Source organism: Pedobacter terrae (assembly GCF_900100705.1).
Taxonomy (GTDB): domain Bacteria; phylum Bacteroidota; class Bacteroidia; order Sphingobacteriales; family Sphingobacteriaceae; genus Pedobacter; species Pedobacter terrae.
Map to the genome: position 1 here is coordinate 1 of NZ_FNCH01000017.1, position 19855 is coordinate 19855.

The window sequence follows — 19855 nt, forward strand, 5'->3', positions numbered from 1 at the left end:
CAGTTCCGTGGTGTTAAATGCGTTAAGTTTTTCCTCTATAGACTAACGCAATTATATGCTTAATACGTTTATCACACAACTTTTGGTATTGATCCCTATTGTGCTTCTCATTTTTAGTCCAAAATGGACTTTAAATAAAAAAACCCACAACTTTCGTTGCGGGTTTAAGCTCCCTCTGCTGGGCTCGAACCAGCGACCCTCTGATTAACAGTCAGATGCTCTAACCAGCTGAGCTAAGAAGGAGTGCTGGTCGTTTCCTAAAACGAGGTTCTTTGTACTTTGCAGCACAAGCACCCTTGTTCGTTTTGGGAATGCAATATTAGGGCTTTTAAATTATTTATGCAATATTTGCAGTGAAAAAATTTTAAAAAAATTTAATACATATATATGAGCCTGATAATCATAGGTACTGTAGCTTTTGATGCTATTGAAACTCCTTTCGGAAAAACAGATAAAATTGTAGGTGGTGCAGCAACTTACGCAAGTTTAGCCGCTTCTTACTTTTATAGTAAAGCAAAAATTGTAGCTGTGGTGGGTGATGACTTTCATCAATCAGACATCGACACTTTCACCAAACACGGTATTGATACTGAGGGATTGCAGATCAAAGCTGGTGAAAAATCATTTTTCTGGTCAGGTAAATACCATAACGACATGAACAGCCGTGATACTTTGATTACCGAATTGAATGTGTTGGAAAATTTCGACCCGATTATCCCAGAGAGTTATCAGGACTGCGAATATCTGATGTTAGGAAACCTTACACCACAAGTACAGCAAACGGTAATCAAACGTCTTAAAAACCGCCCTAAATTAATCGTAATGGACACCATGAACTTCTGGATGGATATTATGATGGATGATTTATTGGAAACCATTAAAATGGTAGATGTATTAACCATTAATGATGCTGAAGCACGTCAGCTATCTGGCGAATATTCATTGGTAAAAGCAGCTAAAAAAATACTTACCATGGGTCCGAAATATTTGATCATTAAAAAAGGCGAACATGGCGCATTGTTATTCCACGAAGATCAGATTTTCTCTGCTCCGGCCCTGCCTTTAGCAGAAGTATTCGACCCGACAGGTGCTGGAGATACATTTGCAGGGGGTTTTATTGGTTACTTGGCTAAAGTGGGTACCATTAACTTTAACAACATGAAAAATGCAATTATTTACGGCTCTGCACTGGCTTCTTTCTGTGTAGAAAAATTTGGAACAGAAAAGTTATTGAATTTAACAGATGAAGACGTTGCCGGAAGAATTCAGGAATTTGTGAGCTTAAGTTCTTTTACAATAGAAGCGTAATCAGTTAACAGTTTTTAGTAGCCAGTTCCCAGTTTCATCATACCAATCAATTAAGCCGCATTATTTAAGCGTAGTGCTTAAATAATGCGGCTTTTTATGGGGTTAAATCTTTACGCCGCAAAGGCAGCTACCAAAATTAATTGGGCTGAACGAGTATAGCTATCGGTACAAACTTTTCAAAAACAGCTTCGGTGTGTGGTGCATCTGGCAGTTCATCAGTCAAATCCTGCCCTGCCCAATGCTCATAATGTTTCCCATTCCTCCACAATCTGCTATCTGTCATATCATAGATTAAACCTTTATAAGCTACCCAGATCTGAGGTTTATCCTGCCCATTCCGCAAAGCAAGTTGTTGTTTGGTATAGCTTGGTAAATCCATTTAAATAATGTACTTTTTCTAGGTTTCTAAGTATTAATCTGCAAAAATAAAACGGTTTTACCTATATTTCTAAATAAAACTATTTTTTAAGGAGAGCAGTAGCCTTTTTTGGGTGCTTGTCGCAACCCCCTCGTTGCTAACCACGCAGGATGCAGAAACCATTGTGCTTAAACCCGACAAAAGCGACAGCCTCCGATTCTTCTATCGGAGCTACAGCGAATGGCGGGACTGAGAACCGCCAAGAAACACAGCACGTTCGTTTCCTAATAAAAAAATCGATATTTATCTTTTACGCCTGGTTTTTACCTGCCCTGCTTTTGAAAAGCTCATACAGAAAAACGTTCATTAATAACAAACTCATTAAATAAAAATGATCTTCGAAAGGTATCGTGCCTACCCTAAAACCTATGTTTTCTTTATTATTATACATTACCACCGGAATAGCAGTTAAAAAACCGTTCACGATATAAAAAGGAATGAGTGAAACCAGGTAAGCCCTGTAAAACCTGTACATAAACCGGAGTTTCACGTTCACATATTCTACATAAGCCAGCACGATTAACAAAAAGCCAAAATTAATGAGCGTGTACCACCTGTTATAACCGAAAAATAAAATGGCTATACTAATCCCAAGGAAAAGATTACTCAATGCCAGGCTATATTTTTGCAGATGATTCTTTGGGAAATAAGCATTTAAACACTCGTAAATAAACACACAGGCATAGGGGACTGTTAAAAAGAACAGAATCTCTTCTAGAGGTAGGCCCAAAAGATTTATCCCGACCAGGTAATCGGGATTAAAAGACCATACATTGAGCTTGGTGAATAAGATGTCCCATATTAAGAAAACAATACCGGTAAGTAATATGGCGGGAAATATAAACTTCCATTTGCTAAAAAAATGAACCTTTTTATCGAATGATAAAACCAGCGGAAAAAATATTACGGCGATATTAATAAGCAGATAGGTATAATTCATCCTAAAGGTATTTTGTTAAAATTTTAACTTCAGCAGTATTGCATTTTTTACTGTCGATCATAAATTTAGCTACGTTTTTAACCAGCTCTGCATCGGCCAGGCCAAAATTGCCGTTTTGATAATGTTTAACGATCTCTTTTTTATCCTTCGCCAAATCTTTACTCAAACCTAGAAAGGATGGCGTATAAAATTCGATCGAAAACCGCATAAACCGGATTTCCATATTTTCCTTATCCATGTCTATTGCCTTTTGCATCGTTTTAAGCGACTGGCCCACATATTTGATCTTATTATATGGATTCCAGGCGTGCTTGGCTTTAAGTGCTTCTAAAGTACCTATGTAACCAGTAACCAATGCCGTTTTATTAGGCAGTTGGGTCAGCTTGGTAAACAAGGAATCGGTAAGCTTAGCATTTTCTACCGCCTTAACCAAATTGGCTTTCAATACCGCAAATTCTGGGGTGGAGAGTTGTGCATAGGTAACGTTGACTGCCGTAAAAAGCAGAAAAAATATAATACTTAGTTTAATCATATGTTGTTGGCAAATGTAATAAAAGCTGAGCGCATTTGTTTGCTTTGTATTTCTGAGTGCAGCATTCAGAATACCAAATCCCCCAATATCAATCCTGAGGAATAAATTAGGTATAAAACCAATATGAGTGATGTAATTGATTTCTTGTTTTCATACAGCCCGGTCTTGGCCCGGCTCGCCGCCGAGAGGGCTTTTACTTTTGGCTTGATCCAAAGGTAACAAAAGATCAAGGCTTGCATCCTTCCTTGTAAAAAGCTACGGAAATCTTGATTGCGGCAGCATCGAAGCGCTTATCCTGCTTAACCTACCACTCCCGCTTTGATCCTGCCTTAGGCAATGGGGCATGAAAGAAACTGCAAAGATTCCCGTGCTTTTTTCGGTGGAAATCTGTCAGGCCAGTTAGCAGGGAGCAGATCGCATGAAGTAGAAGAATTTCCCGTTAGATTTTCATGGATACCAAATCCGTCAATAGTAGCGCAGCAAAGAATCTTTAACTGAAGAAACGTTATACCTCAAACTACTGATCAACTAAACTGATTATGCGATCAACAACAAAAGATTCTTCATTGCATTCAGAATGACAGACGCAGAATGAGAAAAAACCAAAACAAAACGCAATAAAATTCCTTTATTTACACCATGGAGAAAAAACCCGCGGTTACCATTATCGGTGCCGGTTTTGCAGGCATGGCTGCAGCAGCCTTATTGGCCAAAGATGGCTGTGATGTTACGGTTATCGAAAAAAATGAAATGGCTGGTGGCAGGGCCAGAACCTGGCAAAAAGATGGCTTTCTTTTCGATATGGGCCCCAGTTGGTACTGGATGCCAGATGTATTCGAAAACTATTATAATCTATTTGGCAAAACTGCTTCTGATTTCTATTCCTTAAAAAGACTAAACCCCTCTTACCGCATTTATTTTGGCAAAAAAGATACTGTTGATGTTCCGTCAACATTGCATGATTTATATGCTTTATTTGAAAAACTTGAGCCGGGCAGCAGCGGCAACCTAAAATATTTTCTTGATCAGGCCAAGTATAAATATGATGTAGGCATGAACGAGTATGTTTTTAAGCCTTCACACAGCGTAATGGAATATTTCGACCCGAGATTAGCTATTAGCGGCATTAAACTACAGCTCCTGGGCAACATGCGAAAACATGTGCACAAGCTGTTTAAAAACGAGCGGCTGCGGAAGCTTTTGGAATTCCCCGTTTTATTTTTAGGTGCCACGCCACAAAACACACCTGCATTATACAGCCTAATGAACTATGCTGACCTTGTTTTAGGTACCTGGTACCCCATGGGCGGCATGCACCAAATTGTGGCCGCTATGCAAAACATTGCAGAAAGCGAAGGAGTAAAATTTATTTTCGACACGGAGGTCACCAAAATTGAAGTAAAAAACAACCTTGCAGAGTACGTAATTACGAATCAGGGAAATTTTAAAAGCGACTTTGTAGTGGGTAATGCAGATTATCACCACATCGATCAACATCTCTTCGACCCGCCGTACCGTAATTACGACAAAAAGTATTGGGATAACAGAACAATGGCGCCTTCCTGCCTTTTATTTTATATCGGCCTAAATAAAAAACTAGACAATATATTACACCATAACTTATTCTTCGACGAGAATTTTGATCAACATGCCAAAGAAATATACAGCAACCCACAATGGCCATCAAAGCCTTTGTTTTATGCCTGCTGCCCTTCTGTAACGGATAAAAGCGTGGCACCAGAAGGTTGTGAAAATCTTTTCTTTTTAATTCCGCTTGCACCCGATTTGGAAGATAACGAAAGCAAAAGAGAAGAATACTTTAACGTATTGATAGAACGCTTTAAAAATTTAACAGGAAACGACATTAGCGGCAGCATTTTATTTAAACGAAGTTATGCGATGAAAGATTTTGTAGAAGACTACCACGCTTTTAAAGGAAATGCATACGGATTAGCAAACACTTTGAAACAGACCGCTTTTCTAAAACCTAAAATGAAAAGTAAAGTAACAAATTTTTTATATACCGGACAATTAACCGTTCCGGGGCCTGGTGTGCCACCTGCAATCATCTCCGGACAAGTGGTAGCAAAAGAAATAAAAAAAAAGTTAAAAAAAGCTTGACAAATTTAAAATTTCCCCTATCTTTATAACCACAAAACAAAAACATTGCAATAATACTACAAAACACACAATTGTTTGAGGTTTGCATTTGTTTCGAAATAAGAGAGAAGGCGAATTGTTGAAAGAAAACATAAGAATCAACTAACCAAATATATGATAAGCAAAAAGGCCTGGATTTTCCGGGCCTTTTGCTTTTTAGTGTTTTTGGAAATAACCCGCCTCAATATCAAGCCGTCATTTCGGATTAGCGTAAAAGTCGGAGATAATTCCAGGCATAAATTTAGTTAATCTGGGTAAGAAGATTTTACATTTTATTTCGACCGAAGGAACACGGAATGGAGAAATCTGGTTTTCTTAACGGACAGCATAATATCAATCACGCCACTTTTAAAAGATGCTGACCACACAGTAGCTACAAGGCAATTGAAAAATGCTAGCGCTACTTGCAAATAAATCCGATAGCCACCGGATCAGCATGACGACCAAGAACAAAAAAGGCCCAGATAAATCTGAGCCCGTAATTCTATAATAGATGTATTTTAAACCAATTCTGAAACGGCAATCTCTTTTGAGTACGTTTTAAGGTATTTTTTCAAAATTCCTCTTGCTACGTGGATACGTGTTTTCACTGTTCCAATTGGAATTTCTAACATATCAGCAATTTCATGGTATTTATAACCTTCGAAATAACGGATAAACGGCACATAATACTCTTCAGGTAATTGAGATAGTGCTTTATCAATATCACCTAACACAAATTTACTTTCTGCCTGGTTTTTGGTTGCACTATATGATAGGTTCGCAGAAGAAATATCCTCGCTCTGTGTAATTAAAGTATTTGTTTTAACCAATCGGCGATAATTGTTAATAAAGGTATTTTTCATGATGGTAAACAACCAACCTTTTAAATTAGTACCCTCTTTAAATTTATTATAATAAGTGATTGCTTTCAGCATAGTATCCTGAACCAGATCATTTGCGTCTTCTGCGTCTTTTGTAAAATTTAAAGCATAAGATCTAAGTGATACCGAGTGATGATTAACCAGATGATTGAATTCAAATTTTGTCATGATATTTAGCTTTAGGAGATTAAAAACAAATCAATTATTGTTCATTCGTTTAAACTCAAACAAACTTAATACCAAAATTTTGTGGCACGGCACTAAAAGTGCATAACTACCTCATAGTCAACTTTCGTCACAGAATATTTACTTCTCTTTCTAAAGTGACTCCAAAAGTAGACTTCACACTGTCTATTATTTGTTCAGAAAAATTATACACTTCTGTACCGGTTGCATGTCCGTGATTCACTAAAACCAACGCCTGGTTTTTCCATGTACCCGTTTGTCCAACCACTTTACCTTTCCAGCCACATTGCTCAATTAACCAGCCGGCTGCTAATTTAATTTTACCATCAGCTGTAGGATAATGTACCACATCGGGATGCTTTGCTACAATATCTGCAAATTCATGTTTGTCGATCACCGGATTTTTGAAGAAGCTACCTGCATTTCCGATAGTCGACGGATCAGGCAGTTTGCTCACGCGGATATGAGATACCGCAGCTGAAACATCTGCAATGTTTGGATTTTCGATTCCCCTGTTCAATAGTTCAGTTTCAATTGCACCATAAGATGTATTAATTTTAGCCGCTGATGATAAACGGAAAGTAACAGATGTAATGATATACTGTCCCTTTAGCGCTCTTTTAAAAATACTTTCACGATAGCCAAACTGACAATCATTAAAGGTAAAAGTTTTAATTTCTCCGCTTTGAATTTCAAATGCTGTGCAGCTATCGAAAACATCTTTCAGCTCTACGCCATATGCGCCAATGTTCTGTATGGGCGAAGCGCCTACCGTTCCCGGAATCAGGCTTAAATTTTCTACACCCGCAAAATGGTGTTCAACACAATAATTTACAAAATCGTTCCAAACCTCACCCGCACCTGCAGTTACTAAAACCTTATCATCGATCTCTTTAGACTGAATGCCCTTGATGCTGATTTTAACAACCAATCCGCCATAATCTTCTGTAAATAAAACATTACTCCCCCCACCTATTACGAGAAGCCGCTTAGATTTTACGATCTCGTTCTTAAATAAACTGGTCAGATCTGCTTCAGAAAATACTTCAGCAAAGTAACTGGCCTTAACATCTATACCAAAAGAGTTGTATGGTTTTAGTGAAATATTTTCCTGAATTTGAAGCATAGTGATTTTGTATGATGCTGCAAAAGTAAAATAAAAAATAGTTAAGGAACGATTTTGGTAATCTCCTGATCAAAATTAAAGCTTAGAACTTTTTGCTTATTACCTCTTACGGACACACCAGAAAGTTTCCAACCGATAAATTGTGGTTTAATTTTCTTAAGGTTCAAAAGGCGGTACCTTTCTTTAGTGAGTTTAGCACTAATCAATCCTACACTGTCCGATTCTGCCTGACTCAAATGTTTAATCTGGCTCTCCAGCTCAGCCAGGGTAATATCTAACTCATTCCCTTTTTTAACACTATCGATATAGGCCTGCGGCGAAATATTGTATAAAGTATCCAATTTTGCTTCATTGAAATTCAAATCCCGACTACTGCTTTCATATTCCGATTCAACGAGTGCAATGGCCCGGTCTTTATCAGTTGTTTTGCCACATGAATATAAGGTTAAAGAAATAATTCCAATCAAAAATACCAGGTAATAATTTTTCATATCGTGCGATTTAGCTTTTTAATACTGCTTTCGCACAAACAACAAACCAAAAGCTCTCCCTTTTTCCTTTCCCCTGTTTTTATGGTGGATTTTATGCGCTTTCCGTACTGCCTGCAGATAAGAATTATTGCTTTTAAAGGTTTTAAACCTGCGGTGCACAAACCAATCGTGTACCACAAAATAAATCAGGCCGTATAGGGAAATACCTAAACCTATAAAAAAGCGGTAACCAAAGCCATTGCGGTCAACGTACATTAAATACAGGGAGATTCCCGCAAACAGTAACGCAAACAGATCGTTCCATTCAAAAAATGATTTTGCTTTCTGGTGATGGCTTTTATGCATAAACCAAAGTGGCCCATGGAATAGGTATTTGTGTATAATCCAAGACAAACACTCCATAGCAATAATGGTAGATAGTACAATGAGGATGTTGATAGATACTGACAAATTTTCTAAATAATTGGTTTGTAAAGATATATAAACATCTTAAGAAGTAAAATTATGTCATAAAATTGTAAGCTTAATGCTGTTTCAAACCAACTCTTTACGACAAATCATTTTTTAGCACTATTTTTGACTAAAATATTAAAAAAGTCAGAAAGTAGAAAAGTAAAATGATTGTAGCTGATAAAAAGAGAGAGCAAATTATTGATGGTGCTATAAAACGCTTTATTCATTTTGGTATTGGTAAAACCACGATGAATGATATTGCCGAAGATCTATCCGTATCCAAACCATCTCTTTATTATTATTTCCCCGATAAAAAACATTTAATTTTAGGCGTAATAGAAAAAGTGTTTAATGACTTCTTTGAACTGATCAAAAAGAAACATAACCCTGATTTACCGGTACAGGAAATTCTTTTTAACACCATTGATGTACGGAACACATTTTTCCAGAAATATTACATGCTCCGCATTACCGAAGGCATTCCGGACTTGCTGAACGACGAAGTGATTAAAGGTAAATTGCATACGCTAAAAGAATCAGAAAAAGATTTTTTCGCAGAAATTTTTAGTCAGGCTAAAGCAAAAGGAGAAATTGAACATGATGACACCACGCATGTTGCCGAGTTATACCTGGAAAGTTTGATGGGCCTTTGTACCATGTGTATTATGGAAACTGGCAAAGACCTTTTCCCGGATAAAAAATCATTAAATAAAATGACGGTAAAGCAAAAAAACCTGACTTCGATATTTGTAAGAGGCTTAAGGTGTACAGACTAAAAGTTTAACGTTGGCATAAATAAACAGGCCTCAACTTTACAGGCTAAATAAACAGAGAAGAACCCAAAAACAAAAAACAATACATTATGCTTAGAATAAAAATGGTAAAATTAATGCTCATTGTGATTATCGGCTCGGTTTTACCGCAGCTGGCAATTGCACAGCAGCAAATTACCTTGAAAGAGGCGCTCACCTTTGCGCTCCAAAACAACACTAAAGTACGCAATGCTAAATTAGACATTGAGGGTGGAAGATACAAGGTACAGGAAGTAAGGGCACAGGCTTTACCACAACTTACCGGAAATGTAGGTTTAACTTACAACCCTATTATTGGCCAGTTAGTTGCAAATTTCGGCGGACAAACACAGGCAATTAAACTAGGTCAGAACTGGAATTCGACCGCAGGTGTTCAGCTTTCACAACAGTTATTCAACCAACAGGTTTTTACCGGTTTGCAGGCTGCAAAATCGAGTGAAGAATATTACAATCTTACTTCGCAGTTAACTGAGGAACAGATTATTGAACTGGTAGCTAACAATTACTACCAGGTTTTGGTAAACAGGCAACAACTTAACGTGATCGATACCAACATTAAAAATGTTAAGATAGTTGAAAAAATTGTGGGTACCCAGTATAAAAATGGTTTGGCCAGAAAAATCGATGTAGACCGGATCAGTGTAAACTTAACCAACCTGAACACGCAACGCGAGCAGGTCATCAATGCCATTACCCAATTGGAAAACCAGTTGAAATATTCGATGGGAATGCCGGTTGCTACCCCAATTAGCCTACCTCCTACCGAATTAACGGAAGTAACCACATTACCTATGTTTACAGATTCTATCGATCTGGCCAACAGAACAGAAGTTAAACTGTTAAATAACCAGGATAAACTTTTATCTCTACAAAGAAAAGCTTATGTGGCGGAATATTACCCTAGTTTGGCTTTAACAGGTAACTATACCTATTCGAGCCAGAGCGACAGTTTTGATTTTCTTAAATCAAATGCTGCTGCTATCGGATATGGTGCATCGGCAATCGGTTTAACTTTAAGAGTACCCATTTTTAACGGTTTCTTAACCCGCTCTAAAATCCGCCAGGCTGATGTAGAGATTAAAAAAGCTCAGGAAAGCAGAAAAGAAACCAACAATGCACTAAATCTCGCTTACGAAAATGCAAAAATACAGTTGCGCAATAACTTAAACACCATTAAGGCACAACGCAAAAATGCCGATTTAGCGCAAGAGATTTACAGCAGCACCCAAAATAATTATAATAACGGTTTAGCTTCGTTAACCGATCTTTTAGATACTGAAAACGCACTTACTTCGGCACAAAACAGTTATACCCAGGCTTTATTAAATTATAAAATAGCCGAAATACAATTAATCAAATCAAACGGAAATATTAAATCGCTAGTACAATAGAAATGAAAAGAGTAATTACCATAATCATCGTAGTTGTTGTTGCCGTTGGTGCAATAGCTTATGTTTTAAGCAACAATAAAAAGAAGAACGAAGAAAAAACTGCTTTCATTGCTAAAGGTGGTGGTGCTGTTGCCGTTCGGGTTTCACAAGTGGAGCGGAAAGCTGTGGATTTAGATTTCAGTGCGAACGGAAACTTTATACCTAAACAGGAACTTAACTTCTTATCTGAAAATGCTGGTCGGGTTAAAGCTATTTATGTAGATGAAGGTGACCGGGTAAGCAAGGGACAGATTTTGGCCCGGGTTGATGCCGAAATCATTAATACAGACAGGGAAACCGCTGAAGCGACCTACCAGAATGCGGTAAGAGATGAAGCCAGATATCAAAGCTCATTCCAAACCGGTGGCGTTACACAACAACAGTTAGACCAGGCTAAATTGGCCACAAAAAATGCGAAACTGCGTTTACAGGCTTCGCAAAGAAGGTTAAGCGATGCGAACATTAAATCGCCAATTAACGGTATTGTAAACAAAAGATACATCGAAGTTGGTGCATTTGTAACGGCTCAGGGTACACAGTTATTCGAATTGGTTGATGTTTCCAAATTAAAGCTTAAGGTAAATGTTAACGAATCACAGGTGGCCAACCTTAAAATAGGCGATAAAATCGAGATCAAATCTTCGGTTTTCCCGACTGATAATTTTTCTGGAAAAGTAACCTTCATCGCAGCTAAAGCTGACGGAACTTTGAACTTCCCTATCGAAATAGAAGTGGAAAACAGCCATAAAAACACTTTAAAAGCCGGCATGTATGGAACTGCAGTATTTAAGTTCCCTAAACAGGCGCCAAGCATCCTTATTCCACGTACCTCATTTGTGGGTAGTGTAAGCAGCAACCAGGTTTTTGTATTGGATAAAGCCAGCAATACTGCTAAAACCCGTAATGTGGTAGCAGGCCGTATTTTAGGAGATAATGTTGAAATTCTTGATGGCTTAAAAGAGGGTGAAACTGTGATTACCAGTGGACAGATTAACTTAACTGAAGGTACTCCGGTTAGTATCGTGAAGTAAGTTATCGGAATTTTCAGCTTTTAGAAACGCGATATGCCAATCGCAAAAACGCAATACGAATTAAAATGAAGATAACAGACATATCTATAAAAAGGCCTTCGCTGGTTATTGTGGTATTTACCGCACTTACCTTGCTTGGCTTATTAAGTTACTTTTCGTTGGGTTATGAATTACTTCCAAAATTCTCCAACAACGTAGTATCTATTTCGACCATCTACCCTGGCGCTTCGCCAAATGAGGTTGAAAATACCGTAACCAAAAAAATCGAGGATGCGGTATCATCGATGGAAAACATCAAAAAAATCAACTCTGTATCATTTGAGAGTTTATCTACCGTAACCATTACGCTAACAGATGCCGCGAATATCGATATCTCGTTAAATGATGCGCAAAGAAAGGTTAACGCCGTTCTTTCTGAATTACCGGAAGATGTAAAAACACCATCATTGAGTAAATTCTCGCTTGATGATTTACCGGTAATTACCATGACGGCCTCTGCCAATATGGACGACGTAAGCTTTTACGATTTAATTGACAAACGTATTGCCCCGGTAATTTCGAGGGTAAGTGGTATTGCACAGGTAAACTTAGTGGGTGGCTCTGAACGCGAAATTCAGGTTTCGCTTGATGCCGATAAATTACAGGGCTATGGTCTTGCGGTCCCTCAGGTACAACAGATGATTCTTTCTTCGAACCTGGATTTCCCTACCGGAAGTGTAAAAACGCAGAACCAGGATGTATTAATTCGTTTATCGGGTAAATACAGAAGCATTGATGAATTGAGAAACCTGGTTTTAACCACAAGCAAAGATGGCGCACAGATCCGCTTAGGCGATGTGGCAGATGTTCAGGATTCGCAAAAAGAAACGGAGAAACTGGCTCGTATCGATCGTAAAGCATCTATTGCCATCCAGATCATTAAACAAAGTGATGCAAATGCCGTAGAGGTGAGTAAAGGTGTACACGCCATTATTGCCAAACTTAAAACAGAATACGCAGACAATAAGCTGGATATGAGGATCGTAAACGATAGTTCGATCTTTACCTTAGAATCTGCTGATGCGGTAATCCACGATTTAATCTTGGCGGTTATCTTAGTGGCCTTCGTGATGCTTTTCTTCCTGCACAGTTTACGTAATGCGTTAATTGTAATGGTATCCATTCCGGTTTCATTAATCGCTACATTTATTGGCATCAGCTTATTTGGCTTTACTTTAAACCTAATGTCGCTGCTCGGACTATCACTCGTGGTAGGTATCCTGGTAGATGATGCGATTGTGGTACTGGAAAATATCCAGCGGCACATGGAGATGGGTAAAAATAAAGTGCGGGCAGCTTCTGATGCAACAAGAGAGATTGGTTTTACGGTAGTATCCATTACTTTCGTAATTGTGGTGGTGTTCTTCCCAATCGCAGTAAGTACCGGTTTAGTATCTAATATTTTACGCCAGTTCTGTATCGTGGTAATTATTGCAACATTGCTATCATTGTTAGCTTCATTTACCATTGTACCGCTTATCTTCTCCCGTTTCGGTAAGTTAGAACACATTGAAGGCAAAAATATATTTGGCCGTTTTATCCTCTGGTTCGAAAAACAGTTGAAGAAATTTACACTTTGGATTACCAGCATTTTAACATGGTCTTTAAATCATAAAGCATTAACTTTAGTTGCCGTGGTGGTGATGTTCTTAAGTTCATGTGGATTATTGGCTGGAGGTTTTATCGGATCGGAATTCTTCCCTAAATCAGATAAAGGTGAGTTCTTGGTGCAATTAGAATTACCAAAAGATGCTTCTTTAGAGCAAACGAACTTCCTCACTCAAAAAGCAGAAGCTTTCTTAGATAAACAACCTGAAATTACGCAGTTAATTACTACTGTTGGACAATCGACCGGTGATTTTGGTGGTACACAGGCAACTGCTTACAAATCAGAAATTAACGTTAAACTGGTTGAACGCGATGAGCGTAAAGGCGTTTCTTCAGATATCTTCGCAACCAAAATGAGCCGTGCACTGGCTAAAGAATTAATTGGTGCAAAAGTAAAAACCGTTCCAATCAGTATTCTGGGTATTGCAGAAAATGCACCGATCCAGTTGGTGGTAATGGGTTCTGATTTAGATAGTGCCTTGAAATATGCTGAAGGTGCACAAAAAGTGCTCGCTTCTATTCCTGGTGCTACGGAGATTAAATTATCGGTAGAGAAAGGTACACCGGAGATTAACGTTCAGGTAGACCGCGATAAGATGTCGGCAGTAGGCTTAACCTTACAAACCGTAGGTTCGACCATGCAGACTGCTTTTGCAGGTAATACCGATGGTAAATACCGTAAAGGGGAGTACGAGTATGATATTAACATCCAGTATCAAAACTTTAACCGCCAGAACATTGACGACGTACGTAACCTTATTTTTGTAAATAATGATGGCAAACAGATCAAATTATCGCAGTTTGCAACTATTACTGAAGGTTCAGGTCCAAGTCAGTTAGAGCGTTTAAATAAATCGACTTCCGTATCCGTTAAGGCACAATCTATCGGTAGACCAACAGGAACCGTGGTTGCAGAGTTCCAGGCAAAACTGGAAGAACTGCAAAAAAACGGCAAACTCAAAGCACCGGTTGGTGTAAGTTATAGCTGGGCGGGTGATCAGGAGAATCAGAGCGAAGGTTTTGGTACTTTAGGTATTGCTTTATTAGCCTCAATTATTTTGGTTTACCTAATTATGGTTGCCCTTTACGATAGTTTTATTTATCCATTAGTGGTAATGTTTTCACTTCCGCTAGCGGTAATCGGAGCCCTGTTGGCACTCGCATTAACCAATAACTCAATCGGTATCTTCACCATTTTAGGTTTAATTATGTTAATGGGTCTGGTAGCGAAAAACGCGATCATCCTGGTCGATTTTACCAACCATTTAAAGGCTGAAGGTAAAGAAACCAAAGAAGCGCTTGTATTGGCCAACCATGCACGTTTACGACCAATCTTAATGACAACCATTGCCATGGTATTCGGGATGCTTCCAATTGCTTTGGCAAGTGGTGCAGGTGCAGAGTGGAAAAATGGCTTGGCATGGGTAATTGTAGGTGGATTAACCAGTTCCTTATTCTTAACCTTAATTGTAGTACCGGTGGTATACTTGATGTTCGACAGAATGTTAGAACGCTTTGGTTTCAATAAAAAAGGAAAAACTATAGATGAGTTAATGGTTGAACCATATGACCATAAAGATGTAAATGAATACGATTTAGATCACGGACATTAATCTCTCCAAATTAACAATCAATTAGCCCCGACCCCAAATCGGGGCTTTTTTTGTGAAGTTTAAACTCATGATCATGATTTTTGTATTCACTATAAGAAATCTCAAATACCATGGTTTGTATCACCACGAACCATTAGCCCCTTAATTTCACGAGAAGATAATTCTACTATACTGTATTCAAACAAATTGTTAATCACATTGTATATTAGTGATTATGTTCAAAATTTTCTTTAGTCTGTCCTTAATCTGTTCTACATTTCTGGTAAAAGCTCAACATCCACCCGTTTTTGCGGCTATGCGTACGGATTCGAGCTTCGTTAAACTCTGCGATCTGAATATCACATTGGTAAAATACAGTTACAAACCCAATGGCGTAAAGTTTTTAGTGGTACATGACAATGAAGATACCGGTGTAAAAGCTGGTTTTGATTATATCCGCTGGTATGGTGGTGAGCTGATCGATAGTCAATATGGAGCGGTGAGGGATTATTATTTCACTTATATGGACGACCAATACCGTATAGATCCAAATGCGATATACACCGAAGTGGGGGTTAATACCAGATTGAAGAAAAACCCATTCAGCTCTAACGAAGTGGAAAAAGCCATATTAAAAACAGGGAAACAAATTGTAGATTTTTACGACCCAAAAACTACGGGTTATTTTTTAACCCTTCATAACAATGCCGATGGCGGTTTTGGTATTTCTTCTTATTTACCAGGTTACGATTTAGCCAGCACTGCCGATTCGGTCCACATTAACTTCCAAATGGATGGCGACGATCTGATTTATGTAACCGAGCCAAGATTGTTTAGCAGTTTAAAAAAGGCCAATGTAAATGTTATTCTTCAATCTAAATTTGCTTCGAACGATGGCTCCCTTTCGGTTTATGCCATGCAAAATAACATTCCATATATCAACGTAGAAGTACAGCATGGGCACCTGGAAGAAAACCTAAGGTTGATTGAGCTTGCGGTAGCAGCCTTAAAGGAGCATGGATTGGTAAAGAAAGAGTGACATGTTAAATTTAGCAGAGGCTCAGCTCTACTAATCGTCACCCTGAACTTGTTTCAGGGTCTTTATAGCAAGGTGGTTTAACGGGAAAGATGCTTAAATAAATCCGAGCTATCGGATCAGCATGACGAAACGGCTAGCCAAGTCTTCCTAATAAAGTGCATTAATTTTTTATCCTATTGGTTGGTGTCTTAACCACCGAAATAAGACACATTTAGTATCTTAAGGCTTGAAAATGAGCAGACTGTTATTCTTGGCGGTTTGCAGACCCGCTTTTTTGCTTTACTTCGTTGCACTTCGTGTTCGCTTCAATCGGGTTTAGGAATGATGGTTTGTGCGCCTTGCCACCCCAAAAATGAAAAGCTGGTTTGGCCAATTTGCCCCTGTTCTTTGCGGGTGAGCGGTTTGCAGCGGCACCCTGCAGCAACGTGGCATGAGGATGCGAAGTACAAGCAAAAAACGGGAAGAAACGCTATTTTTCCCATAGACACTGCACTACAAATAACCGATATATTTCTATATGAAATGCACCCTAATTTATCTCTTTAATTTTCGCAACCAAAAAAATAATCAGCATACCGAACACAGAAATAATCCCGAAAGAATAGCGAAGGCTGGACAATTGCGAAACATAACCGATTAACGGTGGGCCGAACAAAAAAGCAAAATAACCGATGCTCGAAACCATGGTTATGGCTTTACCGGCTGGTACTTTCTTATTGTTTCCCGCTATGCTATATACCATGGGCACAATACTCGAAACACCCAAACCAATAAGCATAAAACCAACAATAGCAATAAACAGGTTCGGGAATATCACCGCAAGCGCCATACCTACAGATATAATAGCACCGCTAATCTGTAACAGATTTTTTCGCCCGAATTTACCGATCAAAAATACGCCCATAAACCTTCCGCTGGCCATCATAAACATGAATGATGCATAACCAATAATGGCCTTATTGTGCGGCAATTTTACTACATCTTCGAAGTAAATAGCACTCCAATCGAACATGGTACCTTCGGTAGCCATACTACAAAATGCAATAACGCCCAATAACACCAAAATACCCTGAGGCATGGTAAAAAATTTCGTTTTCTCCACTACGGTATCTGGTTTATTGTAACTGAGTAGTTTTTTGGAATTAAATAACACATTGGTTAGAGATATGCAGGCAATAATCCAGAAATGGGTATACATACCTAATTTTAGGTTAACCAAACCAAGCGCAATTAATGCACCTGTTAAATTCCCGATACTCCAGGCGCCATGAAATGAACTCATAATGGGTTTGCCATAATAGTTTTCACCAGCAACACCCTGAGTATTTAAAGCGATATTACATAAATTACCTGTAATACCAAACAAAACCAAAAAAGCCGCCAATTGCCAACCTGTGTTAGCTAATGCTAAAAAAGTTAATGCAATAGCATAAAGTGGCGCTGTTGCCCTTAACATTTTCTTACTGCCAAAATGTGTGGTCAGTTTTGCAGAAAAAAACATGGTTATAATCTGTCCTGCCGGCAATGCAAAAAGTATAGAACCTAATTCTGCATCATTTAAACCCATGGAGGCCTTAAAAGTTGGGATCCTGCTGGCCCAACTGGCAAAGCAGACCCCTTGCATAAAGTAAAAGGCAGATATAGCTAAACGTACTTGTTTTGGAGAACTTTGCGCTAATGGAGGTTTATCTTCTGGTTTAATTAAAAATTCCTGTTCTTGCGTGCGCTCTTCCAATGTGATGTTTTAAAATGATAAAACGACAAAGTTCTTTAAATCTATTGGAAATATCGACAGGTTTTTAACATTTTATCAAAATATTTTGCCGTCTATGAGGTTAAAATATTAGATTTTCCATTTTTCCAATTCATAGGCACTATCCCAGAACATCCACTCTAAGCGGGTAGCCATTTCAAAAGCATCCAGCATTTTTTGTTGAGTTACAGCATTTGTTTGTGCTGCCAGTTCATCTGTAATATCAATGGCTTTTTCTACTGCAGTTGCAAATTCTACACCTGCATACATATCAATCCACCTTTTGTAAGGATTTTCGTTTCCATTTTGCTGAGTAAAAATATGATCGCCTACAGCCTTATAAATCCAAAAACAGGGCAAAACAGCCGCTACCGCTACTTCTACATTGGCATAGGCTGCTTGACTAAGGATATAACTGGTATACAAAAGTGTAGATGGAGTGGCCCGCACTTCGCTTGCTAAACCAAATTCTACAAAATAGCTTTGGTGCAGACTGCGCTCGGCAAAAATAGCCCCTGTAGAAAACCCCGCAAAAGTCATCACCAAATCTGCATTTTGCATCCGTCCACTAATCGTGCTTAGTGTCCGCCCGAATTCTAAAAGGTAATAGGCATCCTGTGCTAAATAGAAGATAAATTTTTCTTTTGGCAAGGTGCCATTGCTCAGCTCCGTATTAAAGGGCATGGTTAAAATTTTATTATAGATGGGTTTAACCCGTTCCCAGGCATTGTCGCTCCACTTCATTGGATAATTAATTTTAAAGGTTCGAAAAAGTGGTTTAGCGGTCCGTTACCTTCCCCTGTTTTTACTTCGCTACCTGCCTGTAAGGCCCGGCTGATGTAGTTTTTTGCATTTTTTATTGCAGATAATAAATTGTTGCCCTTTGCCATTTCGGCGGCTATAGCCGATGAGAGTGTGCAACCCGTTCCGTGCAAATTTTTAGAAGCAATAAAGACACTTTCTAAAACCAAAGGAATTTCGGCACCAGAAATGAGTACATCGTAAATAATCGGTCCAGCCAAATGGCCACCTTTAACCAAGACTGCTTTTGCACCTTTTTCGATGATTTTCTTCCCTGCGGCGACCATATCATAAAGGTTATTGATTTCTTGTCCCGAAAGGATTATGGCCTCATCTATATTTGGTGTAACCAAACTAACGATGGGAAATAATTTTTCTACCAATTGATTAACGGTATCGGATTCGATTAAGCGGTGCCCACTGGTAGCAACCATTACAGGATCTAAAATAACAGGAACATTCACAGCGTAATTTTTAAGTTCTGTTTCAATTACATCAACCACTTCTGCCCGGTTAATCATGCCGATTTTAATCGCCAATGGTGTTATATCATCCAACACGGCCTGTAACTGATCTTTAATTATCGTAACTGGAATTCCATGAACGGACCGCACCCCTAGTGTATTTTGTGCTGTTACTGCCGTAATTACCGAGGTACCAAAACAGCCCAGAGCTGAAAAGGTCTTCAAATCTGCCTGAATGCCCGCACCGCCGCCGCTATCTGAGCCAGCTATTGTTAATACCTGAATATAATTCATGGTTAAAGACTTCATTTTGTTGTACAACTTCAGGAGTCTTCAAATGCCGAAGGCATTTTATGCAATTATTGCAGACAAACTAATTTCCTACGCCGGCATGATCCGGATCAGGTCCATTTGAGGTTGATGGCTGGAGGGTTTTACGGCTGAAGGAAACTAAACCTCTACCTTTTCATCTTCTACCGTTAACCTCAAAAAGGGTATATTCTCAGCCAACTTATTTGAAGGCACCCCTAAAGTTTTATTGCATGCAATATAGGGCTTAATTTTAATTCTTTGTTTATCGAAATGAATTAAATAAGAACCGAGTCGATTAATATTATGTATTTTGATTAGATTCAGCCTCCTTTTTTCAGTGCTATCGTCATGCTGAATTTATTTCAGCATCTTTACTGCTAGATAGGAGAACTTTCAAAGAATATTAATAATCGAAGGTTAAGAAGAGTGGTCAACTAATAGTGAAATACCTATTTAAATTGACAACTCTGAAAGAATGATATATGCAATTTACCGAT

The 19855-nt window shown here is 38.5% G+C and carries 17 protein-coding genes and 1 tRNA gene; 7 read left to right on the top strand and 11 right to left on the bottom strand.

Annotated elements, in window-relative coordinates; genetic code table 11:
• Positions 1 to 169: 169 nt before the first annotated feature.
• Positions 170 to 243: transfer RNA gene (locus BLR60_RS18370), tRNA-Asn, on the bottom strand.
• Between the two features lie 144 nt (positions 244 to 387).
• On the opposite strand from BLR60_RS18370, the gene BLR60_RS18375 reads away from it, so the two are divergent.
• Complete coding sequence (locus BLR60_RS18375) at positions 388 to 1308, top strand: PfkB family carbohydrate kinase (RefSeq protein WP_090502484.1); 921 nt, start codon at positions 388 to 390, stop codon at positions 1306 to 1308.
• 136 nt (positions 1309 to 1444) lie between these two features.
• Here BLR60_RS18375 and BLR60_RS18380 read toward each other — a convergent pair whose 3' ends face one another.
• The 3 genes from BLR60_RS18380 to BLR60_RS18390 form a co-directional block, all read right to left on the bottom strand.
• A complete protein-coding gene (locus BLR60_RS18380; RefSeq protein WP_090502486.1) occupies positions 1445 to 1687 on the bottom strand; it encodes a cytochrome b5 domain-containing protein in 243 nt (80 codons plus the stop codon).
• Between the two features lie 289 nt (positions 1688 to 1976).
• Positions 1977 to 2666, bottom strand: coding sequence for a lycopene cyclase domain-containing protein (locus tag BLR60_RS18385; protein WP_090502487.1), 690 nt, complete (start codon positions 2664 to 2666; stop codon positions 1977 to 1979).
• A gap of 1 nt (position 2667) precedes the next feature.
• Positions 2668 to 3198, bottom strand: a complete 531-nt coding sequence (locus tag BLR60_RS18390; protein WP_090502489.1) for a hypothetical protein — start codon at positions 3196 to 3198, stop codon at positions 2668 to 2670.
• Between the two features lie 639 nt (positions 3199 to 3837).
• Between BLR60_RS18390 and BLR60_RS18395 the strand changes: the two genes are divergently transcribed.
• Positions 3838 to 5319 (top strand): phytoene desaturase family protein, encoded by a 1482-nt coding sequence (locus BLR60_RS18395; protein ID WP_090502491.1) that lies wholly within the window; start codon positions 3838 to 3840, stop codon positions 5317 to 5319.
• Positions 5320 to 5858: 539 nt separating this feature from the next.
• Here the strand turns inward: BLR60_RS18395 and BLR60_RS18400 are convergent.
• The 4 genes from BLR60_RS18400 to BLR60_RS18415 all read right to left on the bottom strand — a co-directional run bounded on the left by BLR60_RS18400 (position 5859) and on the right by BLR60_RS18415 (position 8474).
• Positions 5859 to 6389: an RNA polymerase sigma factor gene (locus tag BLR60_RS18400; RefSeq protein ID WP_090502493.1), complete on the bottom strand. Its 531-nt coding sequence runs from the start codon at positions 6387 to 6389 to the stop codon at positions 5859 to 5861.
• A gap of 127 nt (positions 6390 to 6516) precedes the next feature.
• Positions 6517 to 7533 carry a UDP-N-acetylmuramate dehydrogenase gene (gene murB / locus BLR60_RS18405; protein ID WP_090502495.1) on the bottom strand — a complete coding sequence of 339 codons (1017 nt, stop codon included), beginning with the start codon at positions 7531 to 7533 and terminating at the stop codon, positions 6517 to 6519.
• A 41-nt stretch (positions 7534 to 7574) separates the two neighbouring features.
• The gene (locus BLR60_RS18410) at positions 7575 to 8024 is read right to left on the bottom strand and encodes a hypothetical protein (protein WP_090502497.1); all 450 of its coding nucleotides are present in this window, start codon (positions 8022 to 8024) and stop codon (positions 7575 to 7577) included.
• A gap of 18 nt (positions 8025 to 8042) precedes the next feature.
• A complete protein-coding gene (locus BLR60_RS18415) occupies positions 8043 to 8474 on the bottom strand; it encodes a sterol desaturase family protein (RefSeq protein WP_090502499.1) in 432 nt (143 codons plus the stop codon).
• A 167-nt stretch (positions 8475 to 8641) separates the two neighbouring features.
• Between BLR60_RS18415 and BLR60_RS18420 the strand changes: the two genes are divergently transcribed.
• The 5 genes from BLR60_RS18420 to BLR60_RS18440 all read left to right on the top strand — a co-directional run bounded on the left by BLR60_RS18420 (position 8642) and on the right by BLR60_RS18440 (position 16028).
• Positions 8642 to 9253, top strand: a complete 612-nt coding sequence (locus BLR60_RS18420) for a TetR/AcrR family transcriptional regulator (RefSeq protein WP_090502501.1) — start codon at positions 8642 to 8644, stop codon at positions 9251 to 9253.
• Between the two features lie 86 nt (positions 9254 to 9339).
• The gene (locus tag BLR60_RS18425; RefSeq protein ID WP_090502503.1) at positions 9340 to 10680 is read left to right on the top strand and encodes a TolC family protein; all 1341 of its coding nucleotides are present in this window, start codon (positions 9340 to 9342) and stop codon (positions 10678 to 10680) included.
• A gap of 2 nt (positions 10681 to 10682) precedes the next feature.
• On the top strand, positions 10683 to 11750 hold the full coding sequence (locus BLR60_RS18430; protein ID WP_090502506.1) for an efflux RND transporter periplasmic adaptor subunit: 1068 nt from the start codon (positions 10683 to 10685) through the stop codon (positions 11748 to 11750).
• Between the two features lie 65 nt (positions 11751 to 11815).
• The gene (locus BLR60_RS18435; RefSeq protein ID WP_090502508.1) at positions 11816 to 15010 is read left to right on the top strand and encodes an efflux RND transporter permease subunit; all 3195 of its coding nucleotides are present in this window, start codon (positions 11816 to 11818) and stop codon (positions 15008 to 15010) included.
• A gap of 214 nt (positions 15011 to 15224) precedes the next feature.
• On the top strand, positions 15225 to 16028 hold the full coding sequence (locus BLR60_RS18440) for a hypothetical protein (protein WP_090502510.1): 804 nt from the start codon (positions 15225 to 15227) through the stop codon (positions 16026 to 16028).
• A gap of 529 nt (positions 16029 to 16557) precedes the next feature.
• Here the strand turns inward: BLR60_RS18440 and BLR60_RS18450 are convergent.
• From BLR60_RS18450 to thiD, 3 genes are all read right to left on the bottom strand, one after another.
• The gene (locus tag BLR60_RS18450; RefSeq protein ID WP_244155698.1) at positions 16558 to 17763 is read right to left on the bottom strand and encodes an MFS transporter; all 1206 of its coding nucleotides are present in this window, start codon (positions 17761 to 17763) and stop codon (positions 16558 to 16560) included.
• Positions 17764 to 17871: 108 nt separating this feature from the next.
• The gene (locus BLR60_RS18455) at positions 17872 to 18525 is read right to left on the bottom strand and encodes a TenA family protein (RefSeq protein WP_090502514.1); all 654 of its coding nucleotides are present in this window, start codon (positions 18523 to 18525) and stop codon (positions 17872 to 17874) included.
• Complete coding sequence (gene thiD, locus BLR60_RS18460; RefSeq protein ID WP_090502679.1) at positions 18522 to 19340, bottom strand: bifunctional hydroxymethylpyrimidine kinase/phosphomethylpyrimidine kinase; 819 nt, start codon at positions 19338 to 19340, stop codon at positions 18522 to 18524. Before thiD ends, BLR60_RS18455 begins: the two co-directional genes overlap by 4 nt.
• Positions 19341 to 19855: the final 515 nt, after the last annotated feature.